Origin of the sequence: Blastomonas sp. CCH1-A6 (assembly GCF_001556365.1) — a bacterium.
Taxonomy (GTDB): Bacteria; Pseudomonadota; Alphaproteobacteria; order Sphingomonadales; family Sphingomonadaceae; genus Blastomonas; species Blastomonas ursincola.
Genome location: NZ_LSIS01000242.1, coordinates 1 through 20,163 on the forward strand (window position 1 = coordinate 1; position 20,163 = coordinate 20,163).

General features: G+C 65.0%; 21 protein-coding genes and 3 pseudogenes. 6 read left to right on the forward strand and 18 right to left on the reverse strand.

The annotated features are described in order from the left end of the window. Positions 1-10: 10 nt before the first annotated feature. The 5 genes from ccoG to ccoN are packed head-to-tail and all read right to left on the reverse strand — an operon-like array spanning position 11 to position 4,984. Positions 11-1,465 (reverse strand): cytochrome c oxidase accessory protein CcoG, encoded by a 1,455-nt coding sequence (ccoG, locus tag AX735_RS11310; protein ID WP_066280012.1) that lies wholly within the window; start codon positions 1,463-1,465, stop codon positions 11-13. Next, entirely contained in the window at positions 1,458-2,387 is a 930-nt protein-coding gene (ccoP, locus tag AX735_RS11315; RefSeq protein WP_066280018.1) for a cytochrome-c oxidase, cbb3-type subunit III, read from the reverse strand. The genes ccoG and ccoP overlap by 8 nt, the downstream gene beginning before the upstream one ends. After that, entirely contained in the window at positions 2,380-2,538 is a 159-nt protein-coding gene (locus tag AX735_RS11320) for a cbb3-type cytochrome c oxidase subunit 3 (protein ID WP_066280023.1), read from the reverse strand. Before AX735_RS11320 ends, ccoP begins: the two co-directional genes overlap by 8 nt. Next, the gene (gene ccoO / locus AX735_RS11325) at positions 2,535-3,314 is read right to left on the reverse strand and encodes a cytochrome-c oxidase, cbb3-type subunit II (protein WP_066280025.1); all 780 of its coding nucleotides are present in this window, start codon (positions 3,312-3,314) and stop codon (positions 2,535-2,537) included. Before ccoO ends, AX735_RS11320 begins: the two co-directional genes overlap by 4 nt. A gap of 11 nt (positions 3,315-3,325) precedes the next feature. Then, a complete protein-coding gene (gene ccoN / locus AX735_RS11330; RefSeq protein WP_066280029.1) occupies positions 3,326-4,984 on the reverse strand; it encodes a cytochrome-c oxidase, cbb3-type subunit I in 1,659 nt (552 codons plus the stop codon). Positions 4,985-5,159: 175 nt separating this feature from the next. Here ccoN and AX735_RS11335 point away from each other — a divergent pair, with 175 nt between their 5' ends. Next, on the forward strand, positions 5,160-5,831 hold the full coding sequence (locus tag AX735_RS11335) for an OmpW/AlkL family protein (RefSeq protein ID WP_023838409.1): 672 nt from the start codon (positions 5,160-5,162) through the stop codon (positions 5,829-5,831). Between the two features lie 18 nt (positions 5,832-5,849). On the opposite strand, the gene AX735_RS11340 is transcribed toward AX735_RS11335, so the two are convergent. From AX735_RS11340 to AX735_RS11350, 3 genes and pseudogenes are all read right to left on the reverse strand, one after another. Further along, complete coding sequence (locus tag AX735_RS11340) at positions 5,850-6,542, reverse strand: Crp/Fnr family transcriptional regulator (RefSeq protein ID WP_066280035.1); 693 nt, start codon at positions 6,540-6,542, stop codon at positions 5,850-5,852. A 43-nt stretch (positions 6,543-6,585) separates the two neighbouring features. Further along, positions 6,586-7,890: a M20/M25/M40 family metallo-hydrolase gene (locus AX735_RS11345; protein WP_066280038.1), complete on the reverse strand. Its 1,305-nt coding sequence runs from the start codon at positions 7,888-7,890 to the stop codon at positions 6,586-6,588. A 357-nt stretch (positions 7,891-8,247) separates the two neighbouring features. Then, positions 8,248-8,688, reverse strand: a pseudogene (locus AX735_RS11350) (acetyl-CoA hydrolase/transferase C-terminal domain-containing protein); the annotation flags it as partial. 53 nt (positions 8,689-8,741) lie between these two features. On the opposite strand from AX735_RS11350, the gene merB reads away from it, so the two are divergent. Both merB and AX735_RS11355 read left to right on the forward strand, forming a co-directional pair. After that, on the forward strand, positions 8,742-8,969 hold the full coding sequence (merB, locus tag AX735_RS24315; protein WP_231738511.1) for an organomercurial lyase: 228 nt from the start codon (positions 8,742-8,744) through the stop codon (positions 8,967-8,969). Beyond that, a complete protein-coding gene (locus tag AX735_RS11355; protein WP_066280040.1) occupies positions 8,951-10,300 on the forward strand; it encodes a dihydrolipoyl dehydrogenase family protein in 1,350 nt (449 codons plus the stop codon). Before merB ends, AX735_RS11355 begins: the two co-directional genes overlap by 19 nt. Positions 10,301-10,678: 378 nt before the next feature. Here AX735_RS11355 and AX735_RS11360 read toward each other — a convergent pair. From AX735_RS11360 to AX735_RS11400, 9 genes and pseudogenes are all read right to left on the reverse strand, one after another. Continuing rightward, positions 10,679-10,966, reverse strand: a pseudogene (locus AX735_RS11360) (alanine--tRNA ligase-related protein); the annotation flags it as partial. Between the two features lie 57 nt (positions 10,967-11,023). Continuing rightward, positions 11,024-11,647 carry a class I SAM-dependent methyltransferase gene (locus AX735_RS11365; protein ID WP_328587029.1) on the reverse strand — a complete coding sequence of 208 codons (624 nt, stop codon included), beginning with the start codon at positions 11,645-11,647 and terminating at the stop codon, positions 11,024-11,026. A 253-nt stretch (positions 11,648-11,900) separates the two neighbouring features. After that, positions 11,901-13,256, reverse strand: coding sequence for an IS1380-like element ISKpn23 family transposase (locus AX735_RS11370; RefSeq protein ID WP_003168745.1), 1,356 nt, complete (start codon positions 13,254-13,256; stop codon positions 11,901-11,903). Positions 13,257-13,332: 76 nt separating this feature from the next. Then, positions 13,333-14,037, reverse strand: coding sequence for a metallophosphoesterase family protein (locus tag AX735_RS11375; RefSeq protein WP_082751052.1), 705 nt, complete (start codon positions 14,035-14,037; stop codon positions 13,333-13,335). A gap of 167 nt (positions 14,038-14,204) precedes the next feature. Beyond that, entirely contained in the window at positions 14,205-15,389 is a 1,185-nt protein-coding gene (locus AX735_RS11380; protein WP_066280046.1) for a saccharopine dehydrogenase family protein, read from the reverse strand. A 42-nt stretch (positions 15,390-15,431) separates the two neighbouring features. Beyond that, positions 15,432-15,986, reverse strand: coding sequence for a dCTP deaminase (gene dcd, locus AX735_RS11385; protein WP_066280049.1), 555 nt, complete (start codon positions 15,984-15,986; stop codon positions 15,432-15,434). A 99-nt stretch (positions 15,987-16,085) separates the two neighbouring features. Next, positions 16,086-16,532: a cytidine deaminase gene (locus AX735_RS11390; RefSeq protein WP_066280052.1), complete on the reverse strand. Its 447-nt coding sequence runs from the start codon at positions 16,530-16,532 to the stop codon at positions 16,086-16,088. Beyond that, on the reverse strand, positions 16,529-17,221 hold the full coding sequence (locus tag AX735_RS11395) for a glycoside hydrolase family 25 protein (protein WP_066280055.1): 693 nt from the start codon (positions 17,219-17,221) through the stop codon (positions 16,529-16,531). Before AX735_RS11395 ends, AX735_RS11390 begins: the two co-directional genes overlap by 4 nt. A gap of 11 nt (positions 17,222-17,232) precedes the next feature. Then, on the reverse strand, positions 17,233-17,715 hold the full coding sequence (locus tag AX735_RS11400; protein ID WP_023838401.1) for a UPF0262 family protein: 483 nt from the start codon (positions 17,713-17,715) through the stop codon (positions 17,233-17,235). Between the two features lie 137 nt (positions 17,716-17,852). Here AX735_RS11400 and AX735_RS11405 point away from each other — a divergent pair, with 137 nt between their 5' ends. From AX735_RS11405 to AX735_RS11415, 3 genes are read left to right on the forward strand one after another with little or no spacing between them, the layout of a single operon-like run. Next, on the forward strand, positions 17,853-19,403 hold the full coding sequence (locus tag AX735_RS11405) for a replicative DNA helicase (RefSeq protein ID WP_082751053.1): 1,551 nt from the start codon (positions 17,853-17,855) through the stop codon (positions 19,401-19,403). A gap of 55 nt (positions 19,404-19,458) precedes the next feature. Further along, positions 19,459-19,704, forward strand: coding sequence for a type II toxin-antitoxin system ParD family antitoxin (locus AX735_RS11410; protein ID WP_066280058.1), 246 nt, complete (start codon positions 19,459-19,461; stop codon positions 19,702-19,704). Then, positions 19,697-19,987 carry a type II toxin-antitoxin system RelE/ParE family toxin gene (locus AX735_RS11415; RefSeq protein WP_066280061.1) on the forward strand — a complete coding sequence of 97 codons (291 nt, stop codon included), beginning with the start codon at positions 19,697-19,699 and terminating at the stop codon, positions 19,985-19,987. The genes AX735_RS11410 and AX735_RS11415 overlap by 8 nt, the downstream gene beginning before the upstream one ends. Here AX735_RS11415 and AX735_RS25810 read toward each other — a convergent pair. Further along, positions 19,984-20,163: pseudogene (locus AX735_RS25810) on the reverse strand (bifunctional 2-polyprenyl-6-hydroxyphenol methylase/3-demethylubiquinol 3-O-methyltransferase UbiG); the annotation flags it as partial. The gene AX735_RS11415 and the pseudogene AX735_RS25810 overlap by 4 nt on opposite strands.

Here is a 20,163-nt window from a genome sequence, read left to right on the forward strand (position 1 = left end):
CGGGTAGCCATTACTGAACCTCCGGACGGTCGAACTGGATGGTGTCGCTATCGCCGCGCGGGTCGCCGTCCCGGCCCTGGGTCGCGATGGTGAAGTCCTGGCGCGCCGGCCCCTTGGCGGGCGCGGCGACGAACAGGCGGACGCGGGTGACGCTGTCGGGTGAGATGGTCATCTCGACCCGCTGGCTTGCCTTTTCGCGCGATCCGGTCTCAGTCCAGAGCTGTGCGCCGGGAAGGCCACTCACCGTGATCGCCACCTTGCGCGGGCGGGCTTCCATGTTGCGCAGCTTGAGCGTGTAGTTGTTGCGGATCATGCCGTCAGACAGCTGGACATAGAGCGGGCTGCGCTCGTGCTGCACGGCCAGGTCCAGCCGCGTGCGCTGGCCGAGCGTGAACAGCATGGCGAGGCCGATGGCGCACCAGATGCCGAGATAGACCATCAGCCGCGGGCGTAGCAGCGTCTTGAGCACGGGCTGCGCGGTGCCGCCCGCGCGCTCCACCGCGACATCGTCGAGCGCGCAATAGTCGATCAGCCCGCGCGGACGACCGACTTGCGCCATCACCTTGTCGCACGCGTCGATGCACAGCGCGCAGGTGATGCAGCCGATCTGCGGCCCGGTGCGGATGTCGATGCCGGTGGGGCAGACCGCGACGCACTGGTTGCAATCGACGCAATCACCGACGCTGCCGGGATGCGCGAGCGCGGTCTTGAGGCTGCCGCGCGGTTCGCCGCGCCAGTCCTTGTAGGTCACCAGCAGCGACTTTTCGTCCATCATCGCGGTCTGGATGCGCGGCCAGGGACACATGTAGATGCACACCTGTTCGCGCATGAAACCGCCGAGCACGAAGGTCGTCGCGGTGAGCACGCCGACCGTGGCATAGGCGACATAAGCCGCCTCGCCGGTCCAGAATTCACGCGTGAGCGTGGGCGCATCGGCGAAATACATGATCCACGCGCCGCCGGTCCAAAAGGCGATGGCGAGATAGAGCCCGTATTTGAGCGCGCGCTTGGCCAGCTTCTCCGCGGTCCACGGGCCGTTGGCGAGGCGGATCTGCGCATTGCGGTCGCCATCGATCAGCCGGTCGACATGCTGGAACAGGTCGGTCCAGACCGTCTGCGGGCAGGCATAGCCGCACCAGGCCCGGCCTACCGCGCTGGTCACCAGGAACAGCCCGATGCCCGCCATGATCAGCAGGCCCGCGACATAATAGAATTCGTGCGGCCAGATCTCGATCTGGAACATGTAGAAGCGGCGATTGGCCAGGTCGACGAGCACCGCCTGGTCAGGGGCATAGGGCCCGCGATCCCAGCGAATCCAGGGCGTGCCGTAATAGATCGCCAGGGTCACGGCCATGATCAGCCATTTCAGGCGTCGGAAATGGCCGTCCACCTTCTTGGGGTAGACGCCCTTGCGCGCGGCGTAGAGCGGGCCTTCGACGTTCGCAAGGGCGTCGGGGTTAGCCATTATCGGCCTCCCCTTTGGGCTGAGCGGTGAGGACAGGAGCGGGAGCGTCCTCTCCGCCGCCCAAAGAATGGACATAGGCGCTGAGCATCTTGATGGTCACCGCGTCGAGCTTGTCGTTCCAGCGCGGCATCACGCCGTTGCGCGGGGCATAGATCGTCTTCGCGATCGCCTCGCGGCTGCCGCCATAGAGCCAGACCGCATCGGTCAGCTTGGGGCCGCCCAGTTCGCGGATGCCCTGGCCCGCGGGACCATGACAGGCGACGCAATTGGCCTCGAACAAGGCCGCACCGCGCGCCGAGGAGGCGCTGGGCTTTTCCTGGCGGCTGATGACGCGGACATGGCTCACCAGATCGTTGATCGCGGCGGCATCGAGAATGCCGTCCTTGCCGAAGGCGGGCATCATGTTGAGCCGCGTTTCGTCATGATCGGGGTTGCGGATGCCGTGCGTCAGCGTGGTCTCAATCGCGGCGAGGTCGCCGCCCCAGAGCCAGTCGTCATCGGTGAGGCTGGGATAGGCACCGACCACGCCTGCACCGCCCGCGCCATGACATTGCACGCAATGCACCTTGAACGCGGCACTGCCGCCCTGGATCGCGGCTTCGAGCAGTTCGGGCTTCGCGGCCAGATCGGTGATGGAGGTAGCGGCAATGGCCTTCGCGATCGGTGCGCGCTTGGCGTCCTGTGCGGCCAGCTCGGCCTTGAGGTCTCCCCGGCTCGACCATTCGAGCATGCCGCGCGTCGCGCTGTTGACCATCGGCCAGGCCGGGAACAGCACGACATAGACCGCCGCCCAGGCGATCGTCGCGTAAAAGGTCCACAGCCACCAGCGCGGCAGCGGGGTGTTCAGCTCCTCGATCCCGTCCCATTCATGGCCGACGGTGGCGGTGCCGGTGGGTTCGTCGATGCGGCTCTTGTCAGACATTGTCGTCTTCCCTGAAGATCATGTTGGCGGCGTCGTGATGGTGCTGGCGCGCGCCCTTGCGGAAAGGCCAGGCGATCAGGCCGATGAACAGCACGGTCATGGCGAGCAGGCCCCAGCTGTCGGCAAAGTGGCGAAGCGCGTCGTAGCTCATGGCTGGCCGGCCTTTCCGGCAACGGGCGCATCGCCCTGGTCCTGCGGCGCGGCCTTTTCGACATCGACCAGCGTGCCCAGCATCTGAAGGTACGCGATCAGCGCATCCATCTCGGTGATCCGCGAAGGATCGCCGTCGAAATCGCGCACCTGCGCCTTGGGATAGCGCGCCTGCAATTCGGCGGCGCCCTCGGCATTGGGGTCGGCCTGCGCCTTCAGGTCGGCATTGGCGGCGGCGATCGCGGCCTTGCTGTACGGCACGCCGACCCGCGACAATGCGGTCAGATCGTCGCTCATGTCGCCCGCATCGAGATCGCGCTCGGCGAGAAACGCATAAGGCGGCATGATCGATTCAGGCACCACGCTGCGCGGATCGGCGAGATGCGCGCGGTGCCACTCGTCCGAATAGCGCTTGCCGACGCGCGCGAGATCGGGCCCGGTGCGCTTGGACCCCCATTGGAACGGGTGGTCGTACATGCTCTCGGCCGCCAGGCTGTAATGGCCATAGCGCTCGACCTCGTCGCGGAACGGACGGATCATCTGGCTGTGGCAGGTATAGCAGCCCTCGCGCATGTAGATGTTGCGCCCGGACAGCTCGAGCGGGGTATAGGGGCGCATCCCCTCGACCTTCTCGATCGTGTTGTCGATCCAGAAGAGCGGGGCGATCTCGACGATGCCGCCAACGACGACGGCAGCGAGCGCGCCCAGACCCAGCAGGGTGATGTTGCGTTCCAGCTTCTTGTGGCTGAAGCGCGGTTCGGCAATGGGTTCGGCCATTTCTCGGCTCCTTATTCGGCGGGCACGGCGACCAGCGGACGGTCGGCGGCGGGATTGTGCGGCGTTTCGGTCATCGGTTTCTCGTCGCGGACCTTGCCGGCCAGCGTGGCCCAGACGTTGACGATCATGATGATGAAGCCGCTGAGGTAGAGCAGGCCGCCAAAGGCGCGCATCAGGTACATCGGGTGCATCGCGGCGACGGTTTCGACGAAGCTGTAGACCAGATATCCGTCGGCACCGTATTCGCGCCACATCAGGCCCTGCATGATGCCCGCGACCCACATCGACGCGGCGTAGAAGACGATGCCGGCGCTCGCGAGCCAGAAGTGCCAGTTGACCATCCGCAGCGAATAGAGCCGCTGGCGACCCCAGAGCCGCGGAACCAGATAGTACATGCAGGCAAAGGTGATCATGCCGTTCCAGCCGAGCGCGCCGCTATGCACGTGGCCGATGGTCCAGTCGGTATAGTGCGACAGGCTGTTGACCGACTTGATCGACATCATCGGGCCTTCGAAGGTGCTCATGCCGTAGAAGGCGAGCGCCATGACCATCATGCGGATGATGGGATCGGTGCGGATCTTGTCCCATGCGCCGTTGAGCGTCATCAGGCCGTTGATCATGCCGCCCCAGCTCGGCATCCACAGCATGATCGAGAAGACCATGCCCAGGGTCTGCGCCCAGTCGGGCAGCGCGGTATAGTGGAGGTGGTGCGGACCCGCCCAGATATAGAGGAAGATCAGCGACCAGAAGTGGATGATCGACAGCCGATAGCTGTAGACCGGACGCTCGGCCTGCTTGGGCACGAAGTAATACATCATCGCCAGGAAGCCGGCGGTCAGGAAGAAGCCGACGGCGTTATGGCCGTACCACCACTGGGTCAGCGCATCCTGCACGCCTGCAAAGGCGGCATAGCTCTTCGATCCGAAGATGGTGGCAGGCAGCGACAGGTTGTTCACCACGTGCAGCATCGCGATGGTGATGATGAAGCTCAGGTAGAACCAGTTGGCGACATAGATATGCGGTTCGCGCCGACGGACGATCGTGCCGACGAACACCGCCAGATAGGCGAGCCAGACGATGGTCAGCCACAGATCGACATACCATTCGGGCTCGGCATATTCCTTCGCCTCGGTCACGCCCATGAGGTAGCCCGTGGCGGCGAGCACGATGAACAGCTGGTATCCCCAGAAGACGAAGCGGGCGAGGGCAGGGAAGGCCAGGCGCGCGCGGCAGGTGCGCTGCACGACGTAGAAGCTGGTCGCGATCAGCGCATTGCCGCCGAACGCGAAGATCACCGCCGAGGTGTGCAGTGGCCGCAAGCGCCCGAAGGTCGTGAACTCCAGATTGAAGTTGAGCGCGGGATAGGCAAGCTGCAGCGCGATGAACAGTCCGGCGGCGAGCCCCGCCGTGCCCCAGAACAGGGTCGCGATGACACCCCAGCGGATGGGGTCGTCATCATATTGCCCCTGGTCGGCGGGAGATTTCAGGATCCCGCGCGCGATCGCGCCATAATCGGCGCGGCTCATGGTGAACCACAAGGCGAGCAGGGCGGCGATCATCATGATCGTCATGTGCACCGCATAGGGCGTGTCGACGGCCATTACCGCCATTGCCAGTGCCAGCAGGGCGAGGCCCAGCCAGCCCCCGGCCTTCAAAACCAAACCATCCATAACGCTTGTCCCCGTGCACGCGGCTTCACAGCAGAATCCGCGCTTCCTCCGCTGGGGTTTGCCCCGAGTTGCGGGGCAAGACATTGATCCGGGTCAAAGAAATTTTTGCGCCGCATCAATGCGACGAACCGAGGCGCGGGGCAGGGATGCGATCACTCAAGGAGGAGTGATCAACATGAACACCAAGATTATCCCGCTGGCTCTTACGGCAGCTGCGTTGGCCCTTCCCGGCCAGGCGATGGCACAGGCGGGCGAAGTGCATTTCAAGGTTCTGGGCACGCTGGTTGCGCCCGACGGCAAGATCAAGGACGTCAAGGTCGACCGCATCGGCCTGCCCGCCGGAACCCAGACCAAGGCGAACGACAATTTCGTACCCACGGTCGCGATCGAATATTTCCTCGCCGATTCGCTGTCGGTCGAAACCATCGCCGGGGTAACCGAACATGATGTCGACGGGCGCGGCGCGCTCGCCGGGGCCGGGCTGGTCTCGAACGCCAAGATCGTTCCCGCCACGGTCACGCTGAAATATCATTTCGGCAAGCCGGGCGGCATCCGCCCCTATATCGGCGCGGGCCCCAGCTATTTCATCTTCATCAACGAAAAGCCCGGCGCGACGACACGCGCGCTCGGCGCCACCAGCCAGAAGATCAACGATACCGTCGGTGCGGCGCTGCAGGCCGGCATCGACATCCCGGTCAACGACAAGGGGCTGTTCGTCTCGGCGGACGTGAAGCGCTATTTCCTGCGGCCGCTGGCCAGCTGGCGCGCCAATGGCGTCGAGGTGCTGCGCACCCGGCACGAGCTCGATCCCTGGGTGATCAGCGCCGGAATCGGCTTCCGCTTCTGAAGCGGGGGGGCGGGTGAATCAGCCCGCCATCTCTTCCATCGCGGCGCGGTTTCGGATCACGATCTCGCGTCGCGATGGCAGGGCGAGCAGCCCGTCGCTCTTCATCCGGGTGAGCTGGCGGCTGGTGGTCTCGATGGTGAGGCCCAGAATGTCGGCAATCTGCTGACGCCCGAATGGCAGCTCGAAGCCGTTCAAGGATCCGTCGGCGTTGCAGCCCTGGCCGGACAGGCGATCGGACATTTCGAGCAGGAACGAGGCGACCTTCTCGGTCGCCGACTTGCGACCCAGCAGCATCATCCAGTGGCGCGCGCGGTCGAGCTCATCGAGCGTGCGGCGCAGCAGCTTCTGCTGCAGGTCGGGATGTTCGCTGGCGAAATCGTCGAACGCGTTGCGGTTGAAGATGCACACCTCGGCATCGGTCATCGCGGTGACGCTGTACGGGCTTTCCTTGCCGAACGGGCGGCCGATGAAATCGGACGGGAACACGATCCCGACAATCTGTTCGCGCCCGTCCGACGCGGCCACGACCAGCTTGAGCACGCCCTCGAGCACATTGGCGACGACAGGCGCTTCGTCGCCCTCCCAGAGCAGGGTGTGCCCCGCCTTGACCTTCTGGCGACGCCCCATCTTGCCCAGAATCAGCAACTCATCCGGTGTCAGGCTTGAACAGATCGCGCGGTTCCGCACGATGCAGGAAGAACAGTCGTTCATGGCTCGTCCCTAACCAGAAAGCTGTGTCTTGGACATAACATTCTTATTGGCGGGGGGGTAGCCCCGCGAAGGTAACCGCGCTTTCGGCGCCATTTTCGGCAATCGCCGCCACGCCGGCAAAATGATCGTCAACGATCACGCCGGGCAGCGTCAGCTTGGTATCGGTGGTCTCCTGCGACTGTTCCCAGTCGCGCGCATCGGCCCTGCGCCAATAGACCTTGTAGCGCGCTGCGCCCGGAACCTCGGGCCAGCTGACCTGGGTGTCGCTGCTCAGCGCGCCGCCCAGCACCGCGCTGGCAGGGGCAGGGGGCGCGCTGGCAAGCTCGCGGATGACCGCGATGTTGAGCGCCGTCACGCGGGCGAGATAGGGGAAATCCATCTCGTCGATCGTATCGCCGAACTTGCGGCCGTTTTCCTCGCGAAGGTCCTGATGCTGGTGGTCATAATTTTCGACCCCCACGGTGAAGCGGATCGCGGGATAGCCAAGTTCGAGCGCGGGCAGATGGTCGCCGCCGCGGCTGAAGCGGTCGGGGCGGCGCACGCCGAACACCTCGAGTCCCAGGTCGCTGCGCGCCTTGCCGACGCGCTGCGCGGCACGCATGACGGCGCGCGAGGGACCGTCGTCCTCCGCACCGCTGCCGCGCCGCGCCATCGCCTCGGCCAGCGATTCCGAAGCGCGGATGCCCTCGCTGAACACGCGTACCCGGTCGGTCACGCGGCGGCCGTCCTGGCCCTCGGTGTTGCCGACAATGTCATTGTTGAGCAGCGCGCGCACCTGCCAGCCGCGCGCGCGTGCCGTTTCGGCGATCAGCCGTCCGCCCCACAGCCCCTGTTCCTCGCCCGAGAGCACCGCATAGATGATCGTCGGCGCGAACCTTTCCTTGCTCAAGGTGCGTGCGGCCTCGAGCACCAGCGCGACGCCCGATCCGTCGTCGTTCGCGCCGGGTGCGTCGCTGGTGAAATCGGCAACGTCCGACACGCGGCTGTCGATATGGGCGGAGATGATGATCACGTCATCGGGATTGCCCGTGCCGGCCTGCACGCCGAGCACGTTGACCACATTGACGCCATTGGGTGCGCGCGGGCCGGTGAAGCGCCGGTCGATCTGCTCGACCGTGATGCAGCCGCCGCACGCCTTGCCTATCTTCGCGAATTCCGTCGCCGCCCAGCGTCTTGCCGCACCGATGCCGCGCGTGGGATGGTCGGGCGAGGATAATGTGTGGCGCGTGCCGAAGCTCACCAGCTTCTCGACATCGGCGCGCAACCGCGCGGCGTCGGCCTCGGGCGCGGCGAGCGCCGGGCTGACGGAAAGGGAAAGGGCGGCGACCAGCGTTGCGATTTTGAGCATGCGCTCAAGCTGACGCAAATCCCTTGCCAACGCAAGGCTTTGGCTGCGTGTCAGCCGCCCGTTTTGAGATACCAACGCTCCCGGCCTTCCAGGCACAAGGCGGTCAGCATACCGCTCATATAGGCGCCGGTATCGATGCCAATTGGGATAGCCCGAACCGGTGAAGCCGCTCATGCCGATCGTCATGCCGTTGGTGATCAGGCTTGCGGCTGCGTCCGCATCCATGATCCTGTTTGCAAGACCGGTGTTGGCGATGCGATTTCCCTGCACTTCATTCTCCCATTGTTTGGGAGCGCCTTTGAACCCGGCGTCCCCTTGATTTTTGGATAGGATGGAATCACCCCGGAGGGCAGCTTATCAAGGGCGCGCCAGCGCCTCCCGGAAATCCGGGTGCGCGATGCCGATAAGCGCGCGCGCCCGTTCGCTGACGCTCTTGCCCTTGAGATCGACCCAGCCATATTCGGTGACGACGATCTGGGTTTCGTTGCGCGGCGTCGTCACCGGCCCCGTCAATGCCGGAACGATGCGGGACACCGTGCCCCTGGCGGCGGTGGAATGGCAGGCGATGATGGACCGGCCGCCCCTGGACGCATAGGCGCCGCGGACGAAATCCAGTTGTCCCCCGGCGGCGCTGAACTGGCGCCCGTTCATGAACTCGGAATTGCACGCTCCGTCCAGATCGACCTGCAACGTGGCGTTGACCGACACCATTCGATCGTTGCGGGCGATCACCGCCGGGTCGTTCACATAATCGACCGGGTGCGCTTCCAGCAGGGGGTTGCCGTCGATGAAATCATAGCATCCATACCCCCAGCCGCGGCCGCGAGCTGGAAGAGGTTGAGCCGGGCGCGATCGTCGTCTGGTCCGGCCGTCGCTATGCCAGTGGCTGCGCGGCATCGTCGCTCTGCACCTTGCAGGCCTTCTTCTGCGATGACGATCATCTGGCGGCCTGGTGCGCGAGCGGTCCGGTCGGAGCCGATGACGGCATTCGTCTGTGCCTGGCCGAAGCGCTCGAGGTTGGGCGCGCGATTTTTGCGCCGATGCGGATGGAGATGCGACCATGGCTTCCTACGACCTGATCGTCATCGGCAGTGGCACGGCAGCGCAGGTCGCGGTCGGCCGGGTCCGTGCCGCTGGATGGTCCGTCGCCGTCATCGATCACCGTCCGTTCGGCGGCACCTGTGCGCTGCGTGGCTGCGATCCCAAGAGGATGCTGGTCAGCGGCGAGGAAGCGATCGACGCGGCAAGGCGCATGGCCAGACATGGCGTCGACGGCACGCTGGCGATCGACTGGCCCGACCTGATGGCGTTCAAGCGGACCTTCACCGATCCGATCCCCGCCAAGCAGGCGCACCGCTACGCCGAGCTCGGTGTCGACGCATTACACGGTGTTGCTCGCTTTGCCGGCCCAGACACGATCGTGGTGGAAGGCCGGACATTGCGGGCCCGCCATATCCTGATCGCCAGCGGCGCGCGTCCAGTCCCGCTCGGCATTCCGGGCGAAGATCTGGTGAGCACAAGCGATGCGTTCCTGGAGCTTCAGGCCCTGCCGCGCCGGATCGTGCTGATCGGCGGCGGCTATGTCGCTGCGGAGTTCTCGCATCTGGCGGCCCGAGCGGGCGCAGAGGTCACCATCCTACAGCGGGCCGAGCGGCTCCTGCCGCACTTCGATCCCGACCTGGTGGGCTGGCTGACGCCCCGGTTCGAGGTGCTCGGCATCCGCGTCGAGACCGGTGCCACCGTTACCCGGGTCGAGCGCAGCGGGAGCGGTCTGCTGGTCCACGCCGAGCGCCAGGGCGAGCCTGATCTCAGCGTCGCCGCCGATCTCGTCGTTCATGCCGCCGGGCGCGGTCCTGACCTCAAGGCGCTCGACCTGTCCGCCGGCGAGGTGGCGGTGCAGGACGGGCGCCTGCAGCTCGACGCGCATCTGCGGAGCATTTCCAACCCGCGGGTCTATGCCGCCGGCGACGCTGCCGGAGTCGGGCCGCGGCTGACGCCGGTGTCCAGCCACGATGCCAAGGTAGTTGCCGCCAACCTCCTGGATGGCCCGACGCACCAGCCGGACTATCGCGGCGTGCCGAGCGTGGCCTTCACTCTGCCGCCGATCGCCGCCGTCGGACTGTCAGAGGAGGCGGCGCGCCGCGGCGGCGTCGCGCTCCGGGTCAACGCAGCCTCGACGCCAGACTGGTTCACCGCCCGCCGCCTCGCCGAGCCGGTCTACGGCCATAAGCTGCTGATCGACGAGGACACGGACCTCATCCTCGGCGCGCATCTCGTGGGGCCGAACGCCGACGAGGTAATCAACGTTTTCGGTCTGGCAATCCGCCACGGCCTCACCGCGGCCGATCTTCGCTCCACCATGTTCGCCTATCCGACCGGCGCCTCCGACGTCGGCTACATGCTGACTTAACGCACGAGCGCCACTGCCATGGCGGCCGATCCCTCGCGCGATCGGCCGCTTCGCGATGCATGTCGATGCGGGCTGTCGCCCGCCATTAAGCGGACGCCGCTTGCGCGGCGGCTCCGATTTTTTGGCCTCTCCCTCGATGCGGGAGTGGTCGGCGCTCCCTGCTAGGCCCGCCGCGGCGCGCTGCAAGCCTCGGCTTCGCCGGGCTGCTCCATTTCATTTCGCCCCTGCGGGTGCAGCCCGCCGCTTCAGCAGGCCTCTCCGGTCGCTCTCGCCGCCCACCCCCGCCTCGGGGGAGGCCATGGGGCTTTTGGGCAGTGCTGGAGGCAACCGATGGTTTTCACCTTCCAACCGCCATTTTGGGCTGGACTGTCAGGATCTGAAATTCCCCAGCATCTCGAAGAAGGTATGGTGCCGCGCGGTATAGCCGACATTGTCGAGGTCGTTGTGCTTGCCGCCCGCCCGCACGCATTTCTGCGCGCTCACCGCGGTGGAATAGGGCCGTGTCTCCAGCCCGGTGAATACGTTCTTGAACGGCACCATGCCCGCGTTGACGAACATCAGCGTCGGGTCGTTCTGCGGCACCAGCGGCGCGCTGGGCACGATCGCATGGCCGTTGCCGCCGAAGTAATCGAGGAAGCTGCGGCGAATGTCGTTGGTCGAGGTCATGCGCGGGGACTTAATGCGGAGTGGCGGCGGTGACTAGCGGGTCTATCTCGCCATCCGTCACCCGTGCCGCGCTTCACCCCATTCGTTCCACCCCAGCGATCGCGGTGTCCTGGGCAGGTACATGCTGTCGAGGCGGTCGACCCGGAACCCGGCGGCGCGCAGCATGGCCGCGGGCGGCCGCGTCAGATGGCATCCCCCGGCGAGACGCTTCCACAACGGCTCGATCCGCTGCTGCCACCGCGTCACCGCAGCGTCCGGCGCCAGCCCATGTTCGCAGAAGATCAGCCGCCCGTCCGGCCGCAGCACCCGCTTCGCCTCGTGCAGCGCCGCGCCGGCATCGTCGACCGAGCACAAGGTAAAGGTCGTGACGACGGTGTCGAAGGAATCGTCCCCGAACGGCAGCGCCTCGGCCGCGCCGTCGAGCACCCGCACCGTCAGTCCCTCGGCGCGCGGCGCCGCTTCGGCCCGCGCACGCAGTTCGGCCGAAGGATCGACGCCCACCACCTCGCTCACCGCGGCGGGATCGTAGAAGGTCAGGTTCAGCCCACCGCCGATGCCCAGTTCCAGCACGCGGCCACGCGCGCGCGGCACCACTTTCGCGCGCTGCCGCATCACCGGTTTGCTCGCACAGGCGCAGCCGATCAGCCGCGGCATGACATGACGGTCGTAGAACGAAACCACAATTATCCTCCCTGGGTCGGATCGACATTCAGCATACATTCCCCAAGTGGCATGCCGTCTGACGTGAGTTTCGCCTGAATCCGACCGCAGGACAATCATTTTCCGTCCCGAGCGGCGTCGTCGGGCGCGCAAGGCGCTGAGACAGGGCAGATCGGCCCGCGAAGCCGCCGTGTTGTGCCCTGGTGGCGGTGTTTTTCAGCGCAGCGGACAGACCCATCCTGCCGTTTTCGTTCAGTTTGGGCGTGGATGGCGGTCATGCGCATAGCGGAGGCGCTCGCAATCGGCGGATGGCGGCGAGGATGGCGCGGACCATCGGACCGGTGACGGCCACCTCGGCCAGCTGGAAGGTGATGGCGCGGGCATGGCGGACGACACGTGCCCCGATCTTGATCAGCTTCAGTTGCAGGCTGGTCAACGACCAGTCGGCCATCGTCTCGGGCAACTCGATGCAGCGCAAGAAGATGGCCAGGTTGTAGGCCAGCGCATGCAGTTGCAGTCGCACCTCATTGTCGCGGAACTTCCGGCATGACAGCCGCGTCCAGTGGAAGGCATATTTACCTTCCTTGATGTGCTGCTCGGCGGTGCCGCGCTGGTTATAGAACCGCACCACCCAGTCGGGCTCCATCGGCAGGTTGGTGACGATGAAGCCGACACGCGGGAACAGTTCGCCCGGATGCCATTCGATCTTGGCGATCACCCGGCGTTCCTTGTCCCAGGATGCCGCCTGATACTCGAAGTCTTCGTAGAAGCGCTTGACCTTGGTCAGCGAAGGTCGCCCGACAGGGCGCGTCAGCCGATGCGCGATCTTCTCGCGCAGGACGTTGTTCGCAGGCAGCCGGATGGCGTAGAAGAATCGGGCTTCTTCCAGCCGCTCATAGATCGCGGGGATCGCGTAGGCGGCGTCAGCCCGGAAGAACCGGCCGCAAAGGTCGCGCTCCGCGTAGCGGGCGATGACGGGGTCGAGAACGTCCCGCCAGCCATCGGCGCTGTGGACGTTGCCATGGCGCAAGGCGCAGCGCTCCAGCATGCCGAACTGGTTGAACAAAAAGTTCGGGTGATAGCAGGTGCAGTCGAAATGCCCGTTCCAGGCCGCGCCCTCCTGATCGCCATGGGTGGGGCTGACCGAACTGTCCATGTCCAGAACGATGTACTTCAGCCCGTTACGGTCATGGAACCGGTCGATCCATTGGCCATTCAGGTCGGCCAGCGCGGCACGGTTCTCGGGCTGTGCCAGTGTCTCGGTCTCGAACCGTCCCATCTGCGAGGCCGAGGCCGCTTGCGCATCGACAGCCCTTCCACCCACGACCTGGCGCATCACCGGATCGAGGGCCAGGCGGTCGGCGTCGTTCACATCCTCGTATCCGGCCAGTCGCCCGAACACCGATTGCCGGAACAACCCGTCAAGCCGGTGGACCGTGTTCTTGCCGCGCCGGGTGTCGCGCAATGCTTTTGCCGCCAGATCGGACAGCCCGAGCGCGTCATCCAGCTCGCGCATCACCAGCAGGCCGCCGTCGGAACTGAGCTGCGCACCTCGGAACTCCACATGCACCCGGCGGTCGAACTCGACCCGATCTGCCCGCTTCGAACCCGCACCCTCTGGGTGATCCATCAAACGCGCCCCTCACGGCCATCAACACCATGATTTATATCGGAAATATTGAGATCCTGACAGCAAAATCAGCGATTTACTTGGGGAATGTGGGGCCAATGCGGTTGGAGCATTCCTCGACATCGTCGGTGATGGTGTGACCATGCACGATCAGCTTGTCATGCGGTGTTTCGTCGAGAATGAAATCCTCGCGGATCCAGCGCAGGTCCTTGGGGCGCTGTTCCTCGATCGACTTGCCCGGACGGATGCCGGCATGGACAAAGGCATAGTCGCCCATCACGATCCGGTCCTTGAAGCCGCGCACGAATTCGAGGTGCCTTTGCGGCAGCAGCGTGGTGAGCCGCTCGGTCAGCTCCTCCATGCTCAGCGAATTATATTCCTGTGGACTGATGTCATAGCTCAGGATCGTCTCGCGCCCGCCGATCTTGCAGAAGAAGCGCACCAGCTTCTCGTCGCCATCGGCGGCGGCGAGATACACTTCCTCGTGATTGCCCATCAGGAAATGGACATTGTCGCCCAGCGTTTCGGACAGTTCGATAGCGCGATCGATCACCCCGGCGCTGTCCGGGCCGCGATCCATCAGGTCACCCAGAAACACGATATGCGTGTCTGCAGGGCCGCGCATGCGGTCGTCCATGACGATCTTGTCGAGCAGCTGGTCGAGCAGATCGCGCCGGCCATGGATGTCGCCGATCGCATAGACGCGCTGGCCGTCGGGCAGGGTGGCGGTATCGATGGGCGCTGCCGGTTTGGGCTTTCTGCGCAGCAAGGCCTTCAGCATGATGCTTCCGCTTCTTCTCTTGTCGTGATCGTGCGTCGCCCCGTGCGGCTGCTATATGCGCCAATCTGCCCAAAGTGCAATGGGCCTGTGTTCGCAAGTGCAGCAATTCCTGCGCTGTGTCGCAATGGCGCAACATTCCCCCTCCCGACGGGGAGGGGGAATCTGGATCACTCCGCCGCGAAGCTCAATCCGGCTCGGGCGACCAACCGCTTGACCAGATGCTCACCCAGCACCGCGCCGGGGGTGGTGATGCCGCCCGGGCCTTCGGGCACGTCCTCGATCAGCCCGAGTGCGCTTTCGGCGATCATCTTGCTGGTGGAGCCGTATCCCGGGTCCTTGTCGCCCTTGACGCCATAGAGCTGCACCTGGCCATCGGGCATCTCGGCGACGAACAGCACGTCGTAGAAGCCGTTCTCGCGCTCCTCCTTGCTCGGGCCTTCGCCGGGCTTGGGGCCGCCTTCGCCGCCCATCATGTCGGTGCTGGCAATATGCTTGGCGATCGCCTCGCCCTTCTCGCCGGGGCCGGTCAGCATCATCTCGTCATAGACGAAATCCTGCCCATAGGGGTGGCCGAGCAGCGCATTGGTGCGATGGACATTCTTGGTGTTGATCGGCGCCATGATGAACGGCGCGGCCCAGCTGCCGAGCTTGTCGTCATGCTCGGGCTTGTTGCCCTTGGGCTGGGCCGGGCCTTCGAAGCCGCCCGCCAGGCTGAACGGATTGGTGAGATAGCCGAGCAGTTCGGGATTGCGCCCGACCGCGGCCATGGTTGCCTTGAGCGAGGCGGCGGTGCCGCCCGAAAAGGTGCCCTGCATCGCGCGGACCCGGCCCTTGACGCGCGGGGCGGGCTTGCCGAAGCGGGCCACGCATTCCTTCTGCAGCATCAGCACGCCGAGATCGAACGGGATCGAATCGAAGCCGGTGGAGAACACGATTCGCGCGCCGCTTTCCTTTGCCGCGGCGTCATACTTGTCGATCATCTGGCGCATCCAGGCGGGTTCGCCGCACAGGTCGACGTAATCGGTGCCATTGGCGGCGCAGGCGGCGACCAGCGGCTCGCCATAGAGCTGGTACGGACCGACCGTGGTCAGCACGACCTTCGTCCGCTTGGCCATCGCGTCGATGGTCTCTGGCTCGTCGGCATTGGCAACGACGATCGGGGTGTCGGCGGGCAGGCCCATCTCTGCAAGCACCGCTGCCATCTTGTCGGCGGAGCGCGCCGCGACCGCCCATTTGGGCGCATCGCCGCCCTGGCCATAGGTGTTCTGCAGATATTCGGCGACCAGTCGCCCGGTAAAGCCGCTGGCACCATAGACGATGACGTCGAACTCGCGCGAATCGCGTGCGGACATGAGGCTCTCTCCTGCTGTGATGTTATAGTGCGTGCTTGTGGGTCAAAGCCGGGGCAATGTCACGCCGCGCTGGCCCATATATTTGCCCGCACGATCGGCATAGCTGGTCTCGCACGGCTCGTTGCCCTTGAGGAACAGGAACTGGCACGCACCCTCGTTGGCGTAGATCTTGGCGGGCAGCGGCGTGGTGTTGCTGAATTCGAGTGTGACATGCCCCTCCCAGCCGGGCTCCAGCGGGGTAACATTCACGATGATGCCACAGCGCGCATAGGTCGATTTGCCGAGGCAGATCACCAGCACATCGCGCGGCACGCGGAAATATTCGACCGTGCGTGCCAGCGCGAAGCTGTTGGGCGGGATGATGCAGACATCGGTCTTGCGATCGACAAAGCTCGCTGGGTCGAATTCCTTGGGGTCGACCACCGAGGAATTGACGTTGGTGAAGATCTTGAACTCGTCCGCCACCCGCGCGTCATAGCCATAGGAGGACAGGCCGTAGGAGATGCAGCCATCGCGCCGCTGGGCTTCCACGAACGGCTCGATCATGCCGTGTTCCTGCGCCTGGGTGCGGATCCATTTGTCGGAAAGGATGGACATTCTCGTTCCTTCTAACTTCGTCATTCCCGCGAAAGCGGGAATCCCGCTAGCGCTGCAAAGCGGGACCCCCGCGTGCGCGGGGGTGATGGGATGGCGGCATCATTCCAAATTGGCCGGGCCGAACGCGGCTGGCAAGAGCACCGACAGCCGGTGCTCGATTGCGCCCGTCGCGTGGCCCGAATAGACGATCGGATCAGTCCCGCCCAGTTGCGCCAGTTCGTTCATCACCTGGCGGCAGCGGCCGCAGGGCGTCACCGGATGCGGACCCGGCGCAAGCTGGCCATCGGGCCCAAGTGGCCCGCCCATGATCGCGACCTCGATCAGCCCGGTGCGGCGGCCCTGCAGGTTCGCGGCGATCGCGGCGCTGGTCTCGGCGCAGATGGCGAGGCCATAGCTTGCATTCTCGAAATTGCTGCCGGTCACGATCGTGCCATCGGCAAAGCGGAAGGCCGCGCCGACATGAAAGCCCGAATAGGGGGCATAGGCCGTCAGCGCCGCTGCCCGCGCTGCCTCCAGCAATTCGGTTCTGCCTATATTGTCATTCATGGTCGCACCACATTCCAGCGCACGCCGTCCGGCGCACCGTTGATCCGGTAGAAACTGCTCGATTGCCACATCACCCAGCGCTTGGCGGCATAGTCGGGTGGCACGAAATCGCCGATCAGCCAGACGGTGCGCGCCAGCCCTTCGCTGACCTGATACGCATCCTCGAAATCGCGGCCGATGCGCAGCAGCGCCGGCTTGCCCGCATGGTTCTCGATCTGGTTGAGCAGGGTGTTGAGTTCGCCAAGCAGCATGGCGCGATCAGGCCTGTTCTTGCAGGCCTCGCTCAGCTCCAGGCTGACAACGGGGGGAAGCATGTCGGGATCGCGCGGAACGGTGGTGATGAACTGCTGCGCCTGCGATTCCTCGCTGGCGCACAGGCTGAACTCATGCACCGCGCCGTAGCGCATGCCCGCCGCGCGCGCGCCCTTGATGTTCGCGGCAAAGCGCGGGTCACGCAACGATCCGCCCGCGCTCGCGCGGACATAGGCAAAATCCGCACCCATGGTCGCCAGTGTCGGCCAGGCCAAGTCGCCATCGGCGGCGCTGACATACAGGCCCTGCACAGGGTAATCCTTGCGCGAAGGGGTCCATCCGGTGATGCCGCCCCAGACCAGCCCGCCGAGCACCGCCAGCAGCAGCGCGAGCAGGACAAGGCCGATGGTCCAGCGTTTTAGGGTCGAAGGGCGCATGTCGCTTTGGCTCAGCCCTTGATGTGCAGCACGCAGATCAGCGTGAACAGGCGGCGCGCGGTGGGAAAATCGATCTCGATCTTGTCTTGCAGCCGCTCGACCAGCAGCTCGGCGGCATCATTGTGGACCCCGCGCCGTGCCATGTCGATTGTCTCGATCTCCTGCGCCGTCGCCTTGCGGATCGCCTGGTAATAGCTGTCGCAGATCGCAAAATATTCGCGGATCGGGCGGCGGAAGCGGCCCAGCGCCAGCACCAGCGTTTCCAGATGGCTGCCGTCCTCGCGCGAGATGGTGATCGCCAGCCGGCCTTCGAACACCGCCAGATGCAGACGGAAGGGGCCGGCATAGCCGTCAGGATAGGCTTTCAGCGGCTTGAAATAATTGTCCTCGATCAGGTCGAAAATGGCGATGCGCCGTTCCTGCTCGATATCCGCGTTGCGCCACAGAATCGTCTGCTCGTCGAGCTCGACATGGATGATGCGCGGATTGGACATGATCCTCCCGTCTTTCCCTATGCCGTGCATCGGGGCAAGCGGAAAAAGCCCGTCGGTTCCGCTCTCCCCGGCCTTGTCCACACGATTATTGGTACAGGCGGCTTGCGCGCCGGGGCGGCTGCGGCGATTATGGCCGGATGCCCGAAGATATCCTGCTCCAAGCCGCACCGCCGCCGGCGCTGCCGCCCCAGATTGCCGCGCCGAGTGCGCGCGAATCCGCCGAAGCGCGGCTGCCGCGCAATATCGAGGCCGAGGCCGCGTTCCTGGGCGCGCTGCTGATCGACAACCGCATTGCGGAAGAGGTCGGCGCGCGGCTCAAGGCGGAGCATTTCTTCGAAAGCGTTCACCAGCGGCTCTACGCGCAGATCATGAAGCTGATCGACAAGAACGTGACCGTCACCCCGGTGACGCTCAAGCCGTTCTTCGAGAATGATCCGGGCCTGGGCGAACTGGGCGGCATGCGCTATCTCGCGCGGCTGACCGGCGATGCCGGCGGGCTGATCGGCGCGCGCGACTTTGCCGAGCAGATCTACAATCTCGCGCTGCTGCGCGAGCTGATCCAGGTTGGCCGCTCGCTGGTCGAGAAGGCGATGGACACCAGCGAGGCGGTCGACCCTATGGGCCAGATCGAGCTCGCCGAAGCGGCGCTCTACAATGTCGCGCAGGGCGAGGGCGATACCAGCGGCGCGGTGCAGTTCAACGTCGCCACGCGCACCGCGCTGTCGATGGTCGAAAAGGCGCTGAATAGCGGCGGCCATGTCTCGGGCGTGACCACGGGTCTCACCGATCTCAACGCCAAGATCGGCGGCCTGCATCCGTCGGACCTGCTGATCCTCGCCGGACGTCCCGGCATGGGCAAGACCTCGCTCGCCACCAACATCGCCTTCAATGCCGCCGCGCGCTGGCGGCTCGACAAGGCGGCGGGCGTCGCCGACGACAAGAATGTCGGCGCGAAGACCGCGTTCTTCAGCCTCGAAATGTCCGCCGACCAGCTCGCCACGCGTATCCTGGCCGAGCAATCGCGGATCAGCTCGGAAAAGCTGCGCATGGGGCAGATCGCGCGCAACGAGTTCCAGCGGCTGGTTGCGGCTTCGCAGGAGCTCGAGGACCTGCCGCTGTTCATCGACGATACCCCGGGCCTGACGATCGCCGCGCTGCGCGCCCGCGCGCGACGCCTCAAGCGCAAGCACGATATCGGCTTCATCGTGGTCGACTATCTCCAGCTGCTCCAGGGCACGGGCCGCAACGAAGGCCGCGTGAACGAGATTTCGGAGATCAGCCGAGGCCTCAAGACGCTCGCCAAGGAGCTTCAGCTGCCGGTGATGGCGCTGTCGCAGCTCAGCCGTGCGGTCGAAAGCCGCGAGGACAAGCGACCGCAGCTCTCCGACCTTCGCGAATCCGGCTCGATCGAGCAGGACGCCGATATCGTGCTCTTCATCTATCGCGACGAATATTACAATCAGGCGCTCCAGCCGACCGTTCCCGACGACAACAGCACGCCAGAAGAGGTCGAGAAATACCGCATCTGGGAGGAACGCCATCTCAAGGTGCAGGGCAAGGCGACCGTGGTCGTCGCGAAGCAGCGCCATGGTTCGACCGGCAATGTCCAGCTGCGCTTCGAGAGCGAATATACCAAGTTCAGCGATCTGGCCCGTGAGGATTATATGGAAGGCGGGTTTGACGAATAGGCGGGCCTGCGCCATATTGCACCAATAGTATGACGCCATACAGGCGGAGGGCATTATGGCCACGGTACGCAAGACGATCACGCTGACGCAGCAGCAGGATGCGTGGATATCAGACCAGATTGCCGCTGGTAGCTACACCAATGACAGCGAGGCTATCCGGGACCTGATCCGGCAGGCGCAGCAGCGTGATCTCGAACTGGACAGTATCCGGGCAGCGCTGATTGAGGGCGAGCTCAGCGGCGAGCCGGAGCCATTCGATTTCGCCGCGTTCAAGCGCCGCAAGCTCGAAGAGCATGGCTAGCTTCAAGCTCGCGCCGGCGGCGCAGCGCGATCTTGACGACATTTTCGACTACACCATCGTCCATTGGGGACGCGATCAGGCGCTAAGCTATGTTGATCTGATAGAGGCGGCCTGTGGCGAGCTTGCGAGAGCGCCTCACAGGGCTCCGGCCTGCGACCATGTCCGCAAGGGCTACCGTCGACGCACGATCGGTCGCCACGTCATCTATTTCCGCGTCGTACCGGAAGGCATTGCGGTTATGCGCATATTGCATCAGCGGATGCAGGCACCGTCACATCTCTAACTCCGCACCACCGTCATCAGATAGTTCAGCGCCAGGTTGTCGCTGAGGTGCAGGCCCTTGAGCGGGTCCCAGGCGATGCCGCGCGTGTCGGTGACGGTGAGGCCGGCGTCCTTCAGCAGCGCGGTCAGCTCTTCCGGGGTGAGGAACTTGTGCCAGTCGTGCGTGCCGCGCGGCAC